This is a genomic window from Streptococcus sp. 2018162, from assembly GCF_019754175.1.
Taxonomy (GTDB): domain Bacteria; phylum Bacillota; class Bacilli; order Lactobacillales; family Streptococcaceae; genus Streptococcus; species Streptococcus hashimotonensis.
Map to the genome: position 1 here is coordinate 83138 of NZ_JAIJZP010000005.1, position 17026 is coordinate 100163.

General features: G+C 41.8%; 13 protein-coding genes and 1 riboswitch. Of the genes, 1 reads left to right on the forward strand and 12 read right to left on the reverse strand.

Features of this window, described 5'->3' with window-relative positions; translation table 11 throughout:
• Window positions 1-52: 52 nt before the first annotated feature.
• A riboswitch (glycine riboswitch) is annotated at window positions 53-157 on the reverse strand.
• A gap of 262 nt (window positions 158-419) precedes the next feature.
• The 12 genes from K5Q22_RS05915 to treR all read right to left on the reverse strand — a co-directional run bounded on the left by K5Q22_RS05915 (window position 420) and on the right by treR (window position 14689).
• Window positions 420-1052 carry an ABC transporter ATP-binding protein gene (locus tag K5Q22_RS05915; protein ID WP_015646367.1) on the reverse strand — a complete coding sequence of 211 codons (633 nt, stop codon included), beginning with the start codon at window positions 1050-1052 and terminating at the stop codon, window positions 420-422.
• A 1-nt stretch (window position 1053) separates the two neighbouring features.
• Window positions 1054-3036 carry a DUF1430 domain-containing protein gene (locus K5Q22_RS05920; protein WP_205013859.1) on the reverse strand — a complete coding sequence of 661 codons (1983 nt, stop codon included), beginning with the start codon at window positions 3034-3036 and terminating at the stop codon, window positions 1054-1056.
• Window positions 3037-3055: 19 nt separating this feature from the next.
• Window positions 3056-5041, reverse strand: coding sequence for a DUF1430 domain-containing protein (locus K5Q22_RS05925; protein WP_205013856.1), 1986 nt, complete (start codon window positions 5039-5041; stop codon window positions 3056-3058).
• Between the two features lie 182 nt (window positions 5042-5223).
• Window positions 5224-6081, reverse strand: a complete 858-nt coding sequence (locus K5Q22_RS05930) for a helix-turn-helix domain-containing protein (protein WP_205013949.1) — start codon at window positions 6079-6081, stop codon at window positions 5224-5226.
• Between the two features lie 136 nt (window positions 6082-6217).
• Window positions 6218-7156 carry a peptide-methionine (R)-S-oxide reductase MsrB gene (gene msrB / locus K5Q22_RS05935; RefSeq protein WP_205013854.1) on the reverse strand — a complete coding sequence of 313 codons (939 nt, stop codon included), beginning with the start codon at window positions 7154-7156 and terminating at the stop codon, window positions 6218-6220.
• Between the two features lie 39 nt (window positions 7157-7195).
• On the reverse strand, window positions 7196-8725 hold the full coding sequence (locus K5Q22_RS05940) for an AMP-binding protein (protein ID WP_205013852.1): 1530 nt from the start codon (window positions 8723-8725) through the stop codon (window positions 7196-7198).
• Window positions 8726-8864: 139 nt separating this feature from the next.
• Window positions 8865-9179, reverse strand: coding sequence for a thioredoxin (gene trxA, locus K5Q22_RS05945; protein WP_012775426.1), 315 nt, complete (start codon window positions 9177-9179; stop codon window positions 8865-8867).
• Window positions 9180-9710: 531 nt separating this feature from the next.
• Window positions 9711-10364: a GNAT family N-acetyltransferase gene (locus tag K5Q22_RS05950; RefSeq protein ID WP_205013851.1), complete on the reverse strand. Its 654-nt coding sequence runs from the start codon at window positions 10362-10364 to the stop codon at window positions 9711-9713.
• A 23-nt stretch (window positions 10365-10387) separates the two neighbouring features.
• Window positions 10388-12721, reverse strand: a complete 2334-nt coding sequence (locus K5Q22_RS05955; protein ID WP_205013850.1) for an endonuclease MutS2 — start codon at window positions 12719-12721, stop codon at window positions 10388-10390.
• A gap of 340 nt (window positions 12722-13061) precedes the next feature.
• Window positions 13062-13610, reverse strand: a complete 549-nt coding sequence (locus K5Q22_RS05960) for a CvpA family protein (protein ID WP_015646357.1) — start codon at window positions 13608-13610, stop codon at window positions 13062-13064.
• Entirely contained in the window at window positions 13607-13918 is a 312-nt protein-coding gene (locus K5Q22_RS05965; RefSeq protein ID WP_024380212.1) for a hypothetical protein, read from the reverse strand. Before K5Q22_RS05965 ends, K5Q22_RS05960 begins: the two co-directional genes overlap by 4 nt.
• 57 nt (window positions 13919-13975) lie before the next feature.
• A complete protein-coding gene (gene treR / locus K5Q22_RS05970) occupies window positions 13976-14689 on the reverse strand; it encodes a trehalose operon repressor (protein ID WP_044683691.1) in 714 nt (237 codons plus the stop codon).
• A gap of 233 nt (window positions 14690-14922) precedes the next feature.
• Here treR and treP point away from each other — a divergent pair, with 233 nt between their 5' ends.
• Entirely contained in the window at window positions 14923-16917 is a 1995-nt protein-coding gene (gene treP / locus K5Q22_RS05975) for a PTS system trehalose-specific EIIBC component (protein WP_205013849.1), read from the forward strand.
• The last annotated feature ends 109 nt before the right edge of the window (window positions 16918-17026 follow it).

Sequence of the window (17026 nt, forward strand, 5' to 3'; positions counted from 1 at the left end):
CTGAACTCTTCAACCTCTAGAATCAACGTGAAAAATACAGAAAAAGCCTATTTTTCAACGCTCTGTCCTTTTACCTGAGAGTTTCAGTAGCTCTACTTTTCCAAGCAGAACTACCTTGCCCCTTCGGTGCCAAAATGGTCTCTCCAGAGTTCCGTCCATTGAACAGTCAGTTTCCCTTCTACCCAATATCAACCGGTTATTCAGTTTTATCTAGTTTTATTTTAATCTAATTTCACGAAAAAATCAAGAATATTTTCTGATACTCAATGAAAACCCAAAGTGGCCTAGGAAACGAAGCCGAAGATAGAACTCTGTTACTGTCTTGTTTCAAGGTAACAGGCTGAAAAGCTCCACCGGAGCTTTTCACTCATCAAGGCTCTTGACAACAGATAATTTTGATTTTCGAAGAGTATGAATTTTTACAAGTCTTCCATTTTTATGATAAGGTCTGCTCGCTCCCAAATCAAAGGATTATGGGTCGCAATCACAATTAGCCGATCTGGGCTCTTCAAGGATAACAAAATATCCATAATTTCTTGGGAGCTCTTAGGATCTAAGGCAGCCGTCGGCTCATCTGCTAAAATCAATGGAGGATTTTTCAGGATGACTTTAGCAAGTGCTACCCGCTGAGCTTCCCCTCCTGATAGTTCATAGATAGGCTGGGACAAGTCCAGATAAGACAGACCAACTGCATCAAGTGCCGCTTCCTGCCTCGATTTCCTTTCGTCTTTGGACAATTTTTGACCAATCAGTCCCAAATCCAGATTTTCTCTGATTGTCTGACTTTCTAAAAGACCAAAATTCTGAAAGAGATAGCCTAATTCCTCCCTAAAAAAGAGATGGGGCTTCAACTTTTTCAAATCCTTCCCCTTGTAGAGAATGTCACCTGCATCATAGGACTCCAACTTGGCTAAAATATTCAGCAAGGTCGTTTTTCCGCTACCACTGGCACCTATCAAGGCATAGACCTTTCCAGCCTGCAAGTCTAGCGTTACATCAGAAAATAAGCTGCGTTTCCCAAATTTCTTTTGAATTGATTGGATAGAAAACATACTAGGCTCCTTTCAAAATACGGATATTCCATGCTCCTTCTTTCCTCGCCTGCCACCTCAATAAACAGAGGGCATTGACCATAAACAAGGCAAAACTGATACTACTTATGAAAACGTGACCTGTCACTACCATGCTTGCTCCAAGAGCCAACAAGAGGGAAAGCAGTTGGAACGTTAGGTATTTCTTATGGATTCCCAAGAAATCCATCCCTGCAATTTCTTTGATAAAAATATCACGTTTAAATTCTTCAAAGTATAGAAGATTCATGGTATTAAACAGGACAATTGATGTCACAATCCCTAAAATGGCTCCCATAGATGTTAAAATGGTCTCTATCCGAATACGATCTAAAAGTTCCGTAAAGAGGGAGGAACTACTTCTCACTTCATTGACAAACTGAAACAGATTTCTTGCCTTCAATTCACGTAAAAGTTTATCTCTATTTTTAAATAGCATACTGCTATCTACTTCATTCAGCCAAAAGTCAGCTGATGTTTTTCCCAGACTTGACGGTGTCAGCACAACTAAAATAGGGTCTTTCAAATATTGCACATGTTGACCAGAACGATGATTGTAGATAAATTGCTTCTGCCCATCTTTTAAATAGGCAACTTTTCCCTTGATGGTAGCTGAGCTTGCTTGATTAGCAGGTCTAACCATACGATTGATATAATCTTGGTAAAGATGGAGATAAGTATCGCTTTCTGGACGCAATTTTTCAGGTAAGAGAAGCTGAAATTCTCCTTCTTGTAGGGAAGGTAATGCTTCGTCTGACAAGTCTACATCCTGTATCTGCAAATAATTTGGACTAACGTAGAGGGTGTTTCCAGCTGGATGGTGGCTGTCAAGACGTGTCCCATCTTCCAGTTGGGAGCCCATTAAATAGGCATTCAAATTACTTTTGACAAAGAGTGCGCCGTCTTTCTCCAAAGCTTGCTTTAGTAAAGGATACCAATTTTCAGGCGAATTTAGTCCTGAACGACCATCCGCAGAAATGTTCCAAGCCAAACTGTAATAGTCCTCTTCTTTCTCCCACTGCTGGGCACCCGCTTGGTATTCTTGCCAAATTCCTGAATAATAGAAGGTTTGAGCCACACCCAATGACACCACCAGTAGAGCCAGCATTTGTCCCATAACCATAATGATCAAGATTCCTTGCAGGGGCATCTTCCCTTTTAACAAGGGTAAAAAGTGATAGGTCCGAATGGCCAAGGTAAATGTAGCAGCGAAAAAAAGGACAATCAAACCAAGTAAGAAATGATAGCCCACCAAGGCTGCGACCAGATAGTAGACAGAATAGCTATCTAATCCAATGAGGTAGGCCAGTCCAACTGCTGGAAGAACCGCAAATGGGATAGTTAGAGCTATCTCTTTCGCATTTTCCTGTAGAGATAGTAGAAATAAATGCCAACGTGAATCTCCTGCAATCAAACGGATACCTGCCATACGCAATTGCCTTACATTGGCAATCACGACCAAAGCCATATAGGTAATAAGAAAGACCAGTATGGCTAAGAATTGACCCCCTTGTGTCAGAAATGCGAGTAAAGTAGCAATAGTCGAAGGCTTCCGAATCTGAACCTCGTCAAATCCAAGCGAAACAAGAAGAGACCGAAGTTCCTCTACCGTCGCTTTTCCTTGGAAAATAAAATATTTGGCTAGAAGTGCAGACTCCACCTTTTCTGATGCCCGAAATTCCTCTAGTCCTCTTGGTAGGGAAGACTGACTAAAATTGTCATAGGAAAAGGTACGCCCACCTGATGTACTTGGCTCAATCACCCGCCTGGCAATCACACTATCCGTCTGTTGAGAATAGTCTTCTAATCTCTGTCGTACATCTGAGTAAGTCACGTCCTCAGATACCGACAAGGTAGTCACAGAAGGATAATAGTGAACTAGCATAGTCTCCTTTTGACTAACCCCCAACCAAATCATAAAGACGGCTAGAATGATTGTCGATATAAGTACAAATTTCCCTTTCATTCTAACTTCACCTCATTAACTATCTGCCATTTAATACACTCAACTGTATTTTTTCTGCCTTTTTCGCTTGTTTGTTCAGTAACATCCAACTATTTATCAACAGAGCCACAACTACTCCTAGGCAAACAATAACTGACTTTGTCATAAACATTGCCAAACCCATACCAACAAGAGCGGAGCCGACTTGTTCTCCTAGATAAGAACCATGCAATTCGATAAAACGCATCCCTGCTATCCGCTTGATGGCTATTTCTCTTTTAAAGGTCTCAAAATATAGAAGATTCATCGTATTGAACAATAGTATGGAAGTGAATATTCCAAGGATTGTCGGAGATAGGGTCATAAGAATTTCAAGTTGAACATTTTTTCTCAGGGTGTTGTACTGTTGCCTGCTAGATAATAAGCTACCTATTGTATTTCGTAAATTGTATTTGTCCAACAGCTGTTCCAGCATCTCCTTATCTTTGAAAAATACAAAATCTGGTAAGGCATTTTCCCAAAAATAGGACGTTTCTTCAAAACTTTCAGGTGATAGAACAACAATCAACGGAGCCTGTAAAAATTGCTCATAATTTATCGGAGTATGATTGTAAATGAACCATCGCTTCTCGTCTGAAATGTAATAAACATTTGAATGCAAACTTATGGATCTTTCTCCATCCGCAAGCAATTTCCCTACCATGTCCTCAAAATACGCTTGGTAAACACTCGCATCATTTTGCAAACTCTTTGGTAATAATAATGCAATTTCATCCTTGCCTAATTGCTTTATCTCTTCCAGCTGCTTGAAATCGTACAGGCCACCTTCTGATTGTATATAGTTCGGCGTCACATACAGCACCCTTTCTAGAGGAATTTCCTTGCTGGATTCAATGATGGTATGTTCTTTTATTGTGTTATGCCGTAAATGGTGCTGGACTAACATTACATTATTTTTCGAATATGATTCTAAAATTACATGAGACCAAGCTATTCTTTGTTGCTGAGCCATCGCTTCATCAGCTATGAATGCTTCACGATTCAAAGACAGACTAAAAACATCTTGTCTTTCTTGCCAAGCCTTTTCTCCTATCGTTAGTGTATGGAGAACTCCAACATATGTCAATGTTCGACTAACACCAATAGAGATGATACAAACCGCTAAACACTGACCTATTAGTAAAATAGCAAAAATCGCCTTGAGAGGCAAAGCTCCCTTAATTAGCTTTTGTAACTGAGTAATGTTTAATGCAATCATGAATCCAACACTTGTCGATAAAGACAGGAACAAAAGCAAACAAGCATAAAAAGTAATACCGATTGCTACAAAACGATAATATACCATTGGCCAACCCAAAATTAAAATAGCAATCAGTCCGAAAACAAGCGACCCTCCTGTAGCCAATGCTATATCTCTTCCATCCACTCTTAAAAAACGACTAGCAATCTGCCAACTCCTCACACCTGAAAGTATCTCTATCCCTGCTGACCGCAAGTAGACAATCTGCCCAACTACTGTCAATGCAAGATTTGTGAGTATAAAAATAATAAGGCCTAAGCTCAGAGCTCCCCTACCAAGAAATAGACTTAAACTGTTTAATAGGGTCGGTCTGTAAGTATAACTATCCACCAATCCTAGTGACTGTAAGACATTTTCTACCGCTTTGATGTCCAGATTCCCTTTTACAACATAGTAATTTTCAGCTAAGTTGGCCTGACTAGCTACTAACCTATCCGCTTTGACCAAGCCCTGTGGAAGCTCCCCCTTCCCAAAAACATCATAACTGGTAGTAGTTCGCCCACTATCATCTGTTTCTGTTATTGTCTTAGCAATTAGACTATTTTCCTTTTCAGCTAAATTTGTCAGGGCATCCGACACTTCTTCATAGGTCACTTCTTCCCCTCGACTTAATATGGAAACCGATGGATAGTAATGATAAATTAAAGAATCGAGTTGCAGACTCACTAACCATATACAGAAGAGACAGATGCTAAAAGTGGATAAATAAGTAAATACTTTTTTCATAACGAACCCCATTTGCACAAAAAGGAGGTGGACTCCACCACCTCCCTATCATTAGAACCCTTAGCCAAAATCAACATGTTCTCAAACATTCGTTGATATAGCTTTTTATTTTATTTTAACATATTAACAGTTAGTTTTCAACCTATTTTAATTATTTTTACAAAAGAATCTATACTTGATTATTAAATATCTTTCGATAGATATTCTTTCAAACTAAGATAACTATTTTGTGGACCAAAAAATTTGAAAAGGTGTTCTGCTTCTCGATAGTAGGAGAGAATTTCATCTTTTGATAGAAATCCCTCTCCGACATTTGCGATTAAACAAAGCGTATCTGCCAAAAGATAACAACTCTTCTTAGCTCGCAATATTTCAATTAGGTCTGTCAATTCATCAATTGCCTGTGACTGCCTCTTCCTTTTAAAAAGATAGTGAGCGTGATTGTAGCGAATCTTGATATACTTATGAAAACTCTCTGTGTTTGATATATCCAAGTGGCTAAGCTTTTCTGAAATCCCCTCATACAAACTGTCTAAAGCCTCGTCTCGAGAAGTCAAGGCATAAAAATTAACCAAGCTATTGTATACCTCAAGATAAAAACTAGATGTCTTACTGATTCGATGACTAAGTTCTTCCATACGTACAATTGCAGTATCTTCCTTATGATAATGATGGAAGTCCACTATACAAGCCAGATAAGTTAAATATTCACTGCTTTCCTGCGAATGAACAGCTTCTTTCTGCTTCTCTGCCTCTACAAGATAAGCCAGTTGATCATAGGAACGAGTGAACAAAGCTTTGTCCACCAATCGTTTAAATACCGTAATATCAGGCGCTTTATCTGATACACTTTCATCAAAAAAATAGTCCATAGACACCTGTAAGCGTTGTGATAAGGCAAATAATATATCCGATGTAGGAGCAACTCCTAATTTTTCAACTCGACTAATCAAACTCTGCTCACAAATTCCCTCTGCAAGTTCCTTTTGAGTAAAGCCAAGTTCCTTTCTTCTATTTTTAAAACGTTTACTAAGAATCATTTTCATAACCTTTCCATATATGTCCCTTAAGAAAAATCTCTATACAGATTATTATATCAAAATCATCTTTCTGAACATACAATTTTAATACACAAAAAGCCTATTCTTTGCGAATAGACTTTCTGCGCTCATAAATTTATTTAAGCAACTCCAAAAACAGGCCATATCCTGCTTCTTCCATTTCCTCTCTCGGTATGAAGCGAAGGGCTGCTGAGTTGATACAGTAACGGAGACCGCCTTTGTCTCTCGGACCATCGTCAAAGACATGGCCTAAATGAGCATGACCAGCCCGACTGCGGACTTCGATGCGGTTCATGCCGTGGGAAAGATCTTGGAAATAAGTCGCAACTTCCTTGCTGATTGGTTTGGTAAAGGAGGGCCAGCCGCAGCCTGAATCGAATTTGTCTGTCGAGAGAAAGAGGGGCTCACCAGTCGTAATATCGACGTAGATGCCAGCTTGGTCACTATTCCAAAACTCATTTTCAAAAGGTCTTTCCGTCGCAGCTTCTTGAGTGACTTGATACTGGAGGTCGGTCAAGCTGTCTTTTAAGACTTGCTGGTCTGGCTTTTGGTAGTCTGCAATATCAATCAGAGGGATTTTTGCCTGCCCAAGATCGATATGGCAGTACCCTTGGGGATTTTTCTTGAGATAATCCTGATGGTAGTCTTCGGCGGGGATGTAATGCGCGAGTGGCTCCACTTCAACGGCTAGGGGGCGTCCGCCAAAGAGCTGGGACTGCTCCGTCATGACCTGCTCGATGGTCGGCAAATCAGCCTCATCTGTGTAATAGATACCCGTCCGATACTGGCGCCCCTTGTCAGGCCCCTGCTGATTGACAGAGAAGGGATCAATGACGCGGAAATAGTAGAGGAGAATTTCCCGCAAATGGATACGAGTCTCATCATAGGCTAGATAGAGTGTTTCTGCGTGGTCTGTTTGTTTGAGGAGTTGATAATTGGTCGTCTCCACCTGTCCATTGGCATAGCCAACGCTGGTGTCGAGAATACCATCGATCTGGGAAAAGTAGCCTTCCATTCCCCAGAAACAACCGCCTGCTAGATAAATTTCTTTCATGTGAACTCCTTCTTATCTGCAAGCGTGGTTTCGTCACCCTTACAGATTTTTTTCTTTCATTTCTGCTTCCATTTTGAGGCGTTGAACCTTCATGGTCGCAGTTCGTGGAATGTCGTCATAAGCCATCAAGATAGGCTCTTTCAATAGTGGTAGGTCTGCAACCATTGCCCACCAAGCTTCCCAGTTCATCTCAGCATCTTCTGCCAGAGCAATAATCGGCTGCGGTGCACCATTGACATCGCGGATAATCACGACTTCTGATAAAAAGTCCAATTTATCCAGCAATAAATCTTCCAAGGCTAGATTGCTGTCGATGTGCTCAATGAGGTCAACCTGACGGTCTTTTAGAAGAAGTGTACCCTCTGGAGTCATGCAGCCGTAGTCACCACTATCCCACCAAGCACCGTACACATTTTCTTGGAAGCGGGCATCTTCTTTATAGTAGGTCACAGCACGTCCTTTTGACAGGAACTGGATATGTCCGTTTTCTCCAGCTGGGAGAGGATTCCCTTTGGCATCTGTGATGCGTGCTTCTGTGTAACCTTCCAGACCAATCCCCATATCTCGTCCGCTAACTGTTCCTAGATTTTCCAAATGATGGTAACGTAAAATCATTGGACCACATTCACTTTGACCATAAACCTGCATAAAGACTGGATGTTGCTCTTTAGAAGCCTCCAAGAAGGCGCGAAGCGTACCAATATTGATAGCATCAAAGGTTGAATGGTAATAACGAATGCTACTAAAGACCTCTGGTTTTTCCTTGGTCAATCTTGCCCATTGGACAAAGTTGTTAGGATGGGTTTCCAGAGCACTTGGACGATGACGAGCAAGCGCCCGTTCAACATCATCTTTTCTTGCAGAAGAAAGCGGGTAGAGGGGGAATCCTAGCCCAATCGCCGACGACACGCCGATATTATAGCGTGAATGAACAGGGGAGATATGGAAGGCCAGCAAGCCTCTCTCCGTCATCTTGTCAAAAATAGTCTGTTGCCATGCTACTCGCCAGCCCATGGTCTGTGCTGTGTGGCAGATTAGTTTTGGAACACCTGTCGTTCCTGAAGTATGGGTCATGTATTGAATGACATCTTCTGGCAGGAGATTTTCTTCAAAAGCAACTGCTTCTTGCACTAGGACTTGGGGTAAGAATACCTTTGTAACCAGGTCAGTTCGAGTCATTCCTGCTACGCGTTCTTCCGTTTCCTGGTCGTAGACAATGAAAGACTTTTCCAATCGCTCCGCAAACACATCTAAATTCGAAGATGGCAAATGGTAGGAAATCATAATAGGAACAGCACCCAATGCCGTTACCGCTACTGCTAACAAATAGGTGTCAAAAGCTGGGCTCTTATACAGAACCACCTTGTCCCCATAGCCAATACCTGCTGCTGCAAATTGGGCAGCTCTTCTTTGAATGGCCTCAAAAACTGTTTGATAGGTATTTTCCAATCCTAATTCAGGGAAGGATGCGTAGGGTTGGTCAAAATAAATGGCAACATTTGGAAACTCTTGAGCTGCTGTTTTAAACTGACGATAAAGATTTAATGGTTTGTAACTAATAGTTGACATATCTAACCTTTCTAAAATGACAATGATAAGGTTATTATAACATCTTGTGCCAACCTTCACAATCTGATTTTTGAACATACTTTCAGTTGTGAAAAAAACAAGTAGCGAATCTGAACTCACTACTTGTTTACATTTTCAATTAACCAATCTCTGCCAAGATAGCTTTGATTTGATCTTTCGTGTGGACACCAGCAACTTGTTTCACAACCTGTCCATCTTTTTTGAACAAAAGTGTTGGGATAGACATGATTCCAAACTGACGAGCTGTGTTTGGATTTTCATCAACATCCATCTTGTAAATACGCAATTCATCTTCGTCCACTTCATCTGCCAATTGCTCCAAAATTGGTGCTTGCATACGACAAGGACCACACCATGGTGCCCAAAAGTCAACAAGGACTACGCCTTCTTGTGTTTCAACTTCAAAGTTTGCATCTGTAATAACTTGAACCATAATTTTCTCCGTTTCTGTTTTTCTACTATCATTCTACACCAAAAAAAAACAGAAAGCGAATTTTTGCTACGGGATGAGATATGAGATAGACATGCTTAGACAATTGTGATTTGAAAATATGTTGGTCATTCTAAACTAGACCGCAGGGAGACGAGGGGGAACTGGGTGACTGTTTTTCCTGTCAAATCCAGTTGTAGCAATGGGACATGGTTGTCGATGTGGTGCTACGGAAGAGAAATGAGTTAAACCTATCTATAAAAATTTCAGTTGTAAAAACAAATGGGTAAAGCCAAACTTGTCCGCAACGATACAAGCGAGAAATGAAAAATTGTTTTGCTTATCAAATCCAATTGTAACAATGAGACAAGGTGACGGAGTAGGTGCTACGGGAAAAAGGAGGGAGATAGATGTGTCGAGAAAATAGTGACTTGGAAAAACGTATTGGTCAAGCCAAACTAGACCGCAGGGAAACGAGGGGGAACTCACGTACCTGATTTATTTACAAAAAAAAAGAAAAAAGTTGAAAATGTTTCAACTTTTTTCTGTTAAATCTACCACATAGGTTAATTCTTGGTAGACATCTTCTATGTCAAAGAGATCCAAGCCAGCTTCTTCACTGACTACATAAACACCTTCTCTCAAATAGTAGGGAACTGGCTGACCTTCCATATCTGAAAAGGACAATCTACCTCGCTCTAAATCAATTCCAAAGCGGAAGGTTGGAACATCTTGTGGCGCTCCGACCACTAGATAATCCGAACAGACAACCTCACCACCCCATTTCTGATACAAATGGTTAGCAGCATCGTCCTCTCTGGTAAAGATAGCTAGTTTCTCTACACCTTGCTCTCTCAATTCATTCTCTGCCTGTTCAAAAAGCGCTTGTGCAATGCCCTGCCCTTGAAAATCAGGGTGGACTGCTAGGTTAGTAAAATAAGCTGTTCGCTTACTTGGTGCGTAAATATAAGACTGGCTGCACTCTTCCGTGTAAATATCGATGTCAATTAGACCAACGATTTGCCCGTCCATTTCAGCCACCCATTCCACACGATAATCATAAACGTCTGTCATTAGTTCGGGCTTCTCTGTCTCTCTATCATCAAAGAATGGAGAGAAGAGGTAGCTGAGTGCCTTACAATAAACCCAACCTTTTTCATCACTGGTTTGATATTTTCTGATAATCATAAGAATCTCCCATCGGTTGATTACTATTTAAACGTCACAATGGTACAGCCTGAGCCACCTGCATTTTGTGGGGCGTAGCCGAACTCCTTGACCTGCTTGTTACGGCGAAGATACTTTGTCACCCCTTCTCGGATAACCCCTGTACCAATACCGTGAACAATGTCGACTTGTGCCAGATTATTGAGCAGGGCCTGGTCGATAAATTCATCCAGCTCCATCATAGCCTCTTCGTAGCGTTTGCCACGGAGATCTAAGCGGGCTTTTGGTCCTCGTACATTGGCACGTTTGACTGTGTGAACCTGGCGTTTCTTAGGCTGCTCTGTCTTTTCCGCCTTGACTAAGTCAAACTCATCTTTGGCCAAGGTCATCTTAATCAAGCCAACCTGAGCTTCCCAACGTCCATCTTTAAGCTGATTGGTCAGGGTGCCGCGTTGTCCATAAGCTGTAACGATAATGTCATCGCCCACCTTGGCTTCCCGCTGAATTTTGGCTTTTTTCAAGACTTTGTTCTTAGACAAATCCACCACTTCAGGCGCCAACTTTTTCAGCTCTGCCTTGGCTTCGATAATCTGGTGGGGCTTAAGACTGGCTGCAGCATGAAGATTTTTGAGAATATCCTCGCTTTCTGCCAATGCCATATCGACAATTTCCTTGGCCTCCAAACGTGCCTTGTTGAGCTCATTTTCCCGCTCACGATTGAGCTCGTCATAGAGCTTACGAAGGGCTCGGTTCATCTTGTAATTTTCTTGCTCCACATCACGAATCTTATCCAGACGCTGACGACTTTCAACCGTCTGGCTTTCCAATTTCTCGATAATGCGGTTCACATCGCTATCTGTATCCGTCCAAGATTGGGCTGACTGGATAATAATATCAGATAGACCAAGACGGCGGGCAATTTCAAAGGCATTGGAGCGACCAGGAACACCCTGCATAAACTTATAGGTCGGACGCAGGCTATTGCTATCAAATTCCATGCTGGCATTTTCAATACCAGAGGTTTCTATCCCGTAGGCCTTGAGCTCAGGGTAGTGGGTGGTTGCCATGGTCTTGATCCCCCGCAGACGAAGGTCATCCAAAATAGCCATTGCCAAAGACGCACCCTCCTGCGGATCTGTCCCCGCTCCCAACTCGTCAAAGAGAATGAGGGAATCTTGATCTGCCTCCGCTAAAATCTGTACCGTGTGGGTCATGTGACTGGAGAAGGTTGATAAACTCTGCTCAATCGACTGTTCATCCCCAATATCCGCAAAAATTTCTTTGAAGATAGCTACCCGACTGCCCTTGTCTGCCAAGATAGGCAAACCAGACTGAGCCATCAGATGGGTCAATCCCAAGGTCTTAAGCATGATGGTCTTACCACCTGTGTTGGGACCTGTTATCACGATAGCCGTCAACTGACTACCGAAATACAGGTCATTTGGTACAGGCTCAGCAATGAGCGGATGTCGAACGTTGAGAAGGGCAATATCCTGCTTCTCAGATAGTTTGGGTACAACTGCTTGATGATCACGCGCAAAGAGATGCTTAGCACGGACGAAATCAATATGTCCGATAAGCCAGGCATTGTTACGAATCACGCCACTATGCGGACGGAGCATATCCGACAATTCCTGCAAGATACGGTTGAGCTCGTGGCGTTCTTCTGCTCGGAGGTGACTGATTTCTTCGTTCAGGGTCACCACTGCCCGCGGTTCAATATACACAGTCGAGCCAGAAGCAGAAATGTCATGGACAACCCCTGCAATCTTATTGCGATAGGTATTCTTGACAGGAAGGACATTTCGCCCATTACGGCTTGCCAAAATGCTATCGGACAGCATATCACTCTTGTTCTTCAAAATATCCTGCATGACCTGACGAACTTGGTCTTCAGCTTCACGGATTTTTCTTCGAATACGGGCTAGTTTTTCAGAGGCAAAATCCTCTACAAAACCAGCATCATTGATGGACTGTAGGGAGCCTTGTAAATGTGGAAAAAGCTCAATCTTCTCAAAGAGTTTATTCAGCTGGCTAAGACTGACATTTTCCAGATTACTATAAAAATCCAAGAGAGATTTAGAAACTTCCAAGACCTTTTTAACAGCTAATAGTTCAGCGATATTGAGGTCTGTATCCAATTCCAAACGACGCATGGCTGGACCGATGTCGCTAGTAGCTGACAGACTGAAATAGGGATTTTCCACAAAAATCTGCGCTATATCTGTCAACTCGTCGAAGGCCTGTTGGATACGGTGGACTTCCACCATGGGCTCCAACTGTCGTAATTCTTCAAAGCCCTGTTCCGTCAAGAGATAGGGCTCAATTTTTTGTCTTACCTTGTGAAATTCAAGGGTTTCAATAATTTTATTATTCATATGTTCCTACTTAGTCTTTTCCTTAGCTTTATCTCATTGTCAAAACAATAATAAGATAAAAATATAGTCTTTCACAGTCTCTTACATTAAAGGTATAACAGTCAACTAATACTCAATGAAAATCAGAATCAGACTTGCTCCAAAGGCTTGGGGAACCTTTAGAGGTTGGAAATAGGCGAACGTAGTTCGTTTCGCTCTGATGCAGATTGAACTCTGTTCCTTTTATATTTCAAGGGAACAGGCTGAAAAGATCCACTGGATCTTTTCTCTCAGTAAATCAACAACGTCCTATTTTGATTTTCGAAGAGTATAAATGACGATAAAAAGGATAAGGTCTCCCTTACCCTGCTATATTACTCAACCAGAGAGATTTTAAAAAGCTACTAGTGAATGGTGTGTACTGAATCATGATGTTGGCAAGAAAACTACTGTGCAATTTATCTTGAATCATCGCTAACGGAATAGTTGATAGCAAGACCATCACAATCTGAAGAGAAATAAAAGTCACCAAGACAGCCAAGGTACCGCTTATGAGATTGGTCGTTTTTGTATCAGGATTAAAAGCCTCTAATAGATGGACAAATATTCCTATGAAACGCACAATGGCGTAAACCAAGACGTATATCAAAAGAAAGGCCAATCCCGCATAAAATACCATATCTAGGTCAAAGAGATATTTCTCATCAAAATAATAGTTGGAGCTCCCCTGAGTCGCATTGGCAAATGGCACCCAGAGATAAAGGAAGGATGCCAATTTTTTATAAGTAGCCGTCGCAACCACCAGAGCAATAATACTTCCCATGCTATAAAACGCCTGTAGAACTAGACCACGACTGTAGCCAATGTAGAAACTCCATGCCAAAATGAGAATAATTGCTAATGAAATCATACCTTGTCCTCAAGCTCATCTAAGTCAATCAAGGTCACATTCTTTTTCAAGACCTTTTCTTTGACGCTTGCAAGTTCTTGTTCCTTTTGTTCAAATGCCATCTCGCGTGTTAGTTGAACGGATAGAGCATTGATTGCCAACAAAAGCGCGAGGGTTTCAGAGTCCGCCGTCGGCATCTTTTCTTTGATAGCTTGGTATTTTTCCTGTGCAATACGCTCAATCTCTTCCATGAATAAATTATCATGCTCAGTTGTCAAGGTTAATTGCTTCTCGCCAAATGTAAATTTATATCGATTTAAGTTTGCCATATCTTACCTCTTCTTCTATCTATTATAGCGTAAAAAACTTGATTTGGCTAATCTCTCCTATAAAGAATGCTTTCTACGAGCAAAATCTACAAAGCGGAATTTATCAATTTTATGCTTGCTTTCTGTATATTGGAATTGCTGGGTATCACCGAGATAGACACGAGATTTAATCAAGACCAAATAATCATCCTTCGATTGCATTAGATCGCGCTCTTCTCGACTGGTCGGCTCTACCGTAATCTCTTTTTGTGCATAAGCAATATCAAGGCCTAACTTATTTTCCAGGTATTCGTAAATGGATTTTTCAGCAATAGCAGTTGTCAACTCTGGCACGACATCGACAGCAAGATAATCTGTATCCACAACAGAGACCTTACCGTCAATCGAACGTGTACGGACAACTTTCCACACCTTGCTATACGGCTCAAAGCCTGTCAAATGCGAAAGGCTACTATTAACGGTAATCATATCTAAGCTGACAACATCTGTCTTGGTAGAAAGCTGGAGAACATTTGTCAATTCCTGATAGGAAGTTAACCCTGAAACTGGGAAATTGAGAATTTCTTGCTTAAGGACCATTGAACCACGCCCTTGCACTTTTTGAATCAAACCTCCCTCAGTCAAAATCGCCAACGCCTTACGAACCGTATCACGACTAACACCATAGATTTCCTGAAGCTGCTGTTCTGTCGGTAGGGAGCTTTCTGCCGGATAAACATTTGTCCGTATTTTTTCTTTTAAGTCATTATAAATTTCTTGGTATTTTTTCATCATTTCCTCGCAAATTCATCTGTCAAATAGCATACAACTATCAACATTATAACAAAATTCATTTCAAAATTAAAAAAAACTAAGCAAAAACGCTTGCATTATTTTTTGAAATCGGATACAATAACTACACAAAGGAAATTTGTCCGTACAAATTTCAGAAAAGACATACTTTTGGGAGATGTCTAAAAAATATAGGGTGACGGATTCCATAAGCCGTCTAGAAGGAAAAATATATGGGAAAATTTGAAAAAGAAGCCAAACAGCTCCTAGAAGCTATTGGCGGAAAAGAGAATGTCAATGCAGTAACACACTGTGCAACACGCATGCGCTTTGTTCTTGCAGATGAGAAAAAAGCAAACGTAAAAGTCATCGAAGACATTCCAGCAGTAAAAGGAACCTTCACCAACGCTGGTCAGTTCCAGGTCATCATCGGTAACGATGTACCAATCTTCTACAATGACTTTACAGCTGTGTCTGGTATCGAAGGCGTATCAAAAGAAGCTGCTAAGTCAGCCGCTAAAAGTAACCAAAATGCCATCCAACGTGTTATGACTATGCTGGCGGAAATCTTCACTCCAATCATCCCTGCCCTTATCGTCGGCGGTTTGATTCTTGGTTTCCGTAACGTCTTGGAAGGCGTTCAGATGGAGTGGTTGGGACAAGCCATGAAAGACGGGCAGTTGGTCTTTGACGCTGACGGTAACCCTGTATGGAACACCATCGTTCAGGTTTCTCCTTTCTGGAATGGTGTCAATCACTTCCTCTGGTTGCCAGGTGAAGCCATCTTCCACTTCTTGCCAGTAGGTATCACTTGGTCTGTATCTCGTAAAATGGGAACTTCACAAATCCTTGGTATCGTCCTTGGTATCTGTTTGGTTTCTCCTCAGTTGCTCAACGCTTATGCTGTACCTGGTACAGATGCAGCAACCATTGCCAGCGACTGGTCTTGGAACTTCGGTGCATTTAGTATTGCCCGTATCGGTTATCAAGCGCAAGTTATCCCTGCCCTCCTTGCAGGTTTGGCACTTTCTTATCTGGAAATCTTCTGGCGTAAGGTTGTTCCAGAAGTGGTCTCAATGATCTTCGTACCATTCCTATCACTTCTTCCAGCTATTATCCTGGCTCACACTGTCCTTGGTCCTATCGGTTGGACAATCGGTCAATGGTTGTCAACTATCGTATTGGCAGGTTTGACTGGCCCATTGAAATGGCTCTTCGGTGCGGTATTCGGTGCCCTCTATGCACCATTCGTCATCACTGGTCTTCACCACATGACAAACGCCATCGATACACAATTGATTGCGGATGCTGGTGGAACTGGTCTCTGGCCAATGATTGCTCTTTCTAACATCGCTCAAGGTTCTGCAGTATTTGCCTACTTCCTCATGAACCGTCACAATGAGAAAGAAGCTCAGATTTCACTTCCTGCAACTATTTCTGCCTACCTAGGTGTTACTGAACCAGCTCTCTTTGGTGTCAACGTAAAATACATTTACCCATTCGTAGCTGCTATGATTGGTTCAAGTATCGCAGGCTTACTCTCTGTAACCTTCAATATCCAAGCTGCTTCTATCGGTATCGGTGGTCTTCCAGGTATCTTGTCTATTAAGGCTGAATACTGGGGTGCATTCTTTATGACAATGATTGTTGCGATTGTTGTCCCAATGATTTTGACAGCTGTTTTCAAACGTACAGGTGCATTTTCAAAAAAAGAAGAAACTGTTGAAGAAGTTGTAGCCCCAGCTGAAGCAGTTGTTGAAACTGGCGCTGCTATCGAATTGATTAGCCCACTTACTGGTCAAGCCAAAGAATTGTCACAAGCTACTGACCCTGTATTTGCTTCAGGTGTCATGGGACAGGGTGTCCTTATTGATCCAAGCGAAGGTATCTTGGTTGCTCCAGTCGATGGTGAAGTATCTGTCCTCTTCCCAACTAACCATGCTGTTGGTATCACTGCTACAAACGGAGTTGAGCTCCTTATGCACATTGGTATAGATACTGTTGGATTGGAAGGCAAAGGCTTCACAGCCCATGTCAAACAAGGTGACAAGGTAAAAGCTGGTGATAAATTGATTAGCTTTGACATCGATGTCATTAAGGCTGCCGGTCTTATTGCTGAAACACCAGTTATCGTGACCAACCAAACTGACTTTGACACTCAAGTTATCGGAAATCTTCCTCGTGCCATCTCGCAAGGCGAAGCTATTCTGACAGTTACAAAGAATTAATGTTCTAGGAGGCTGGGCAAAAAGCCCTGGCCCACTTCTCAGTGTTCGTGTCAACATCTCAGCGCAGTGGTTGATTGGCAGATTTGTTCGTGTTTCACACTCCAAATCT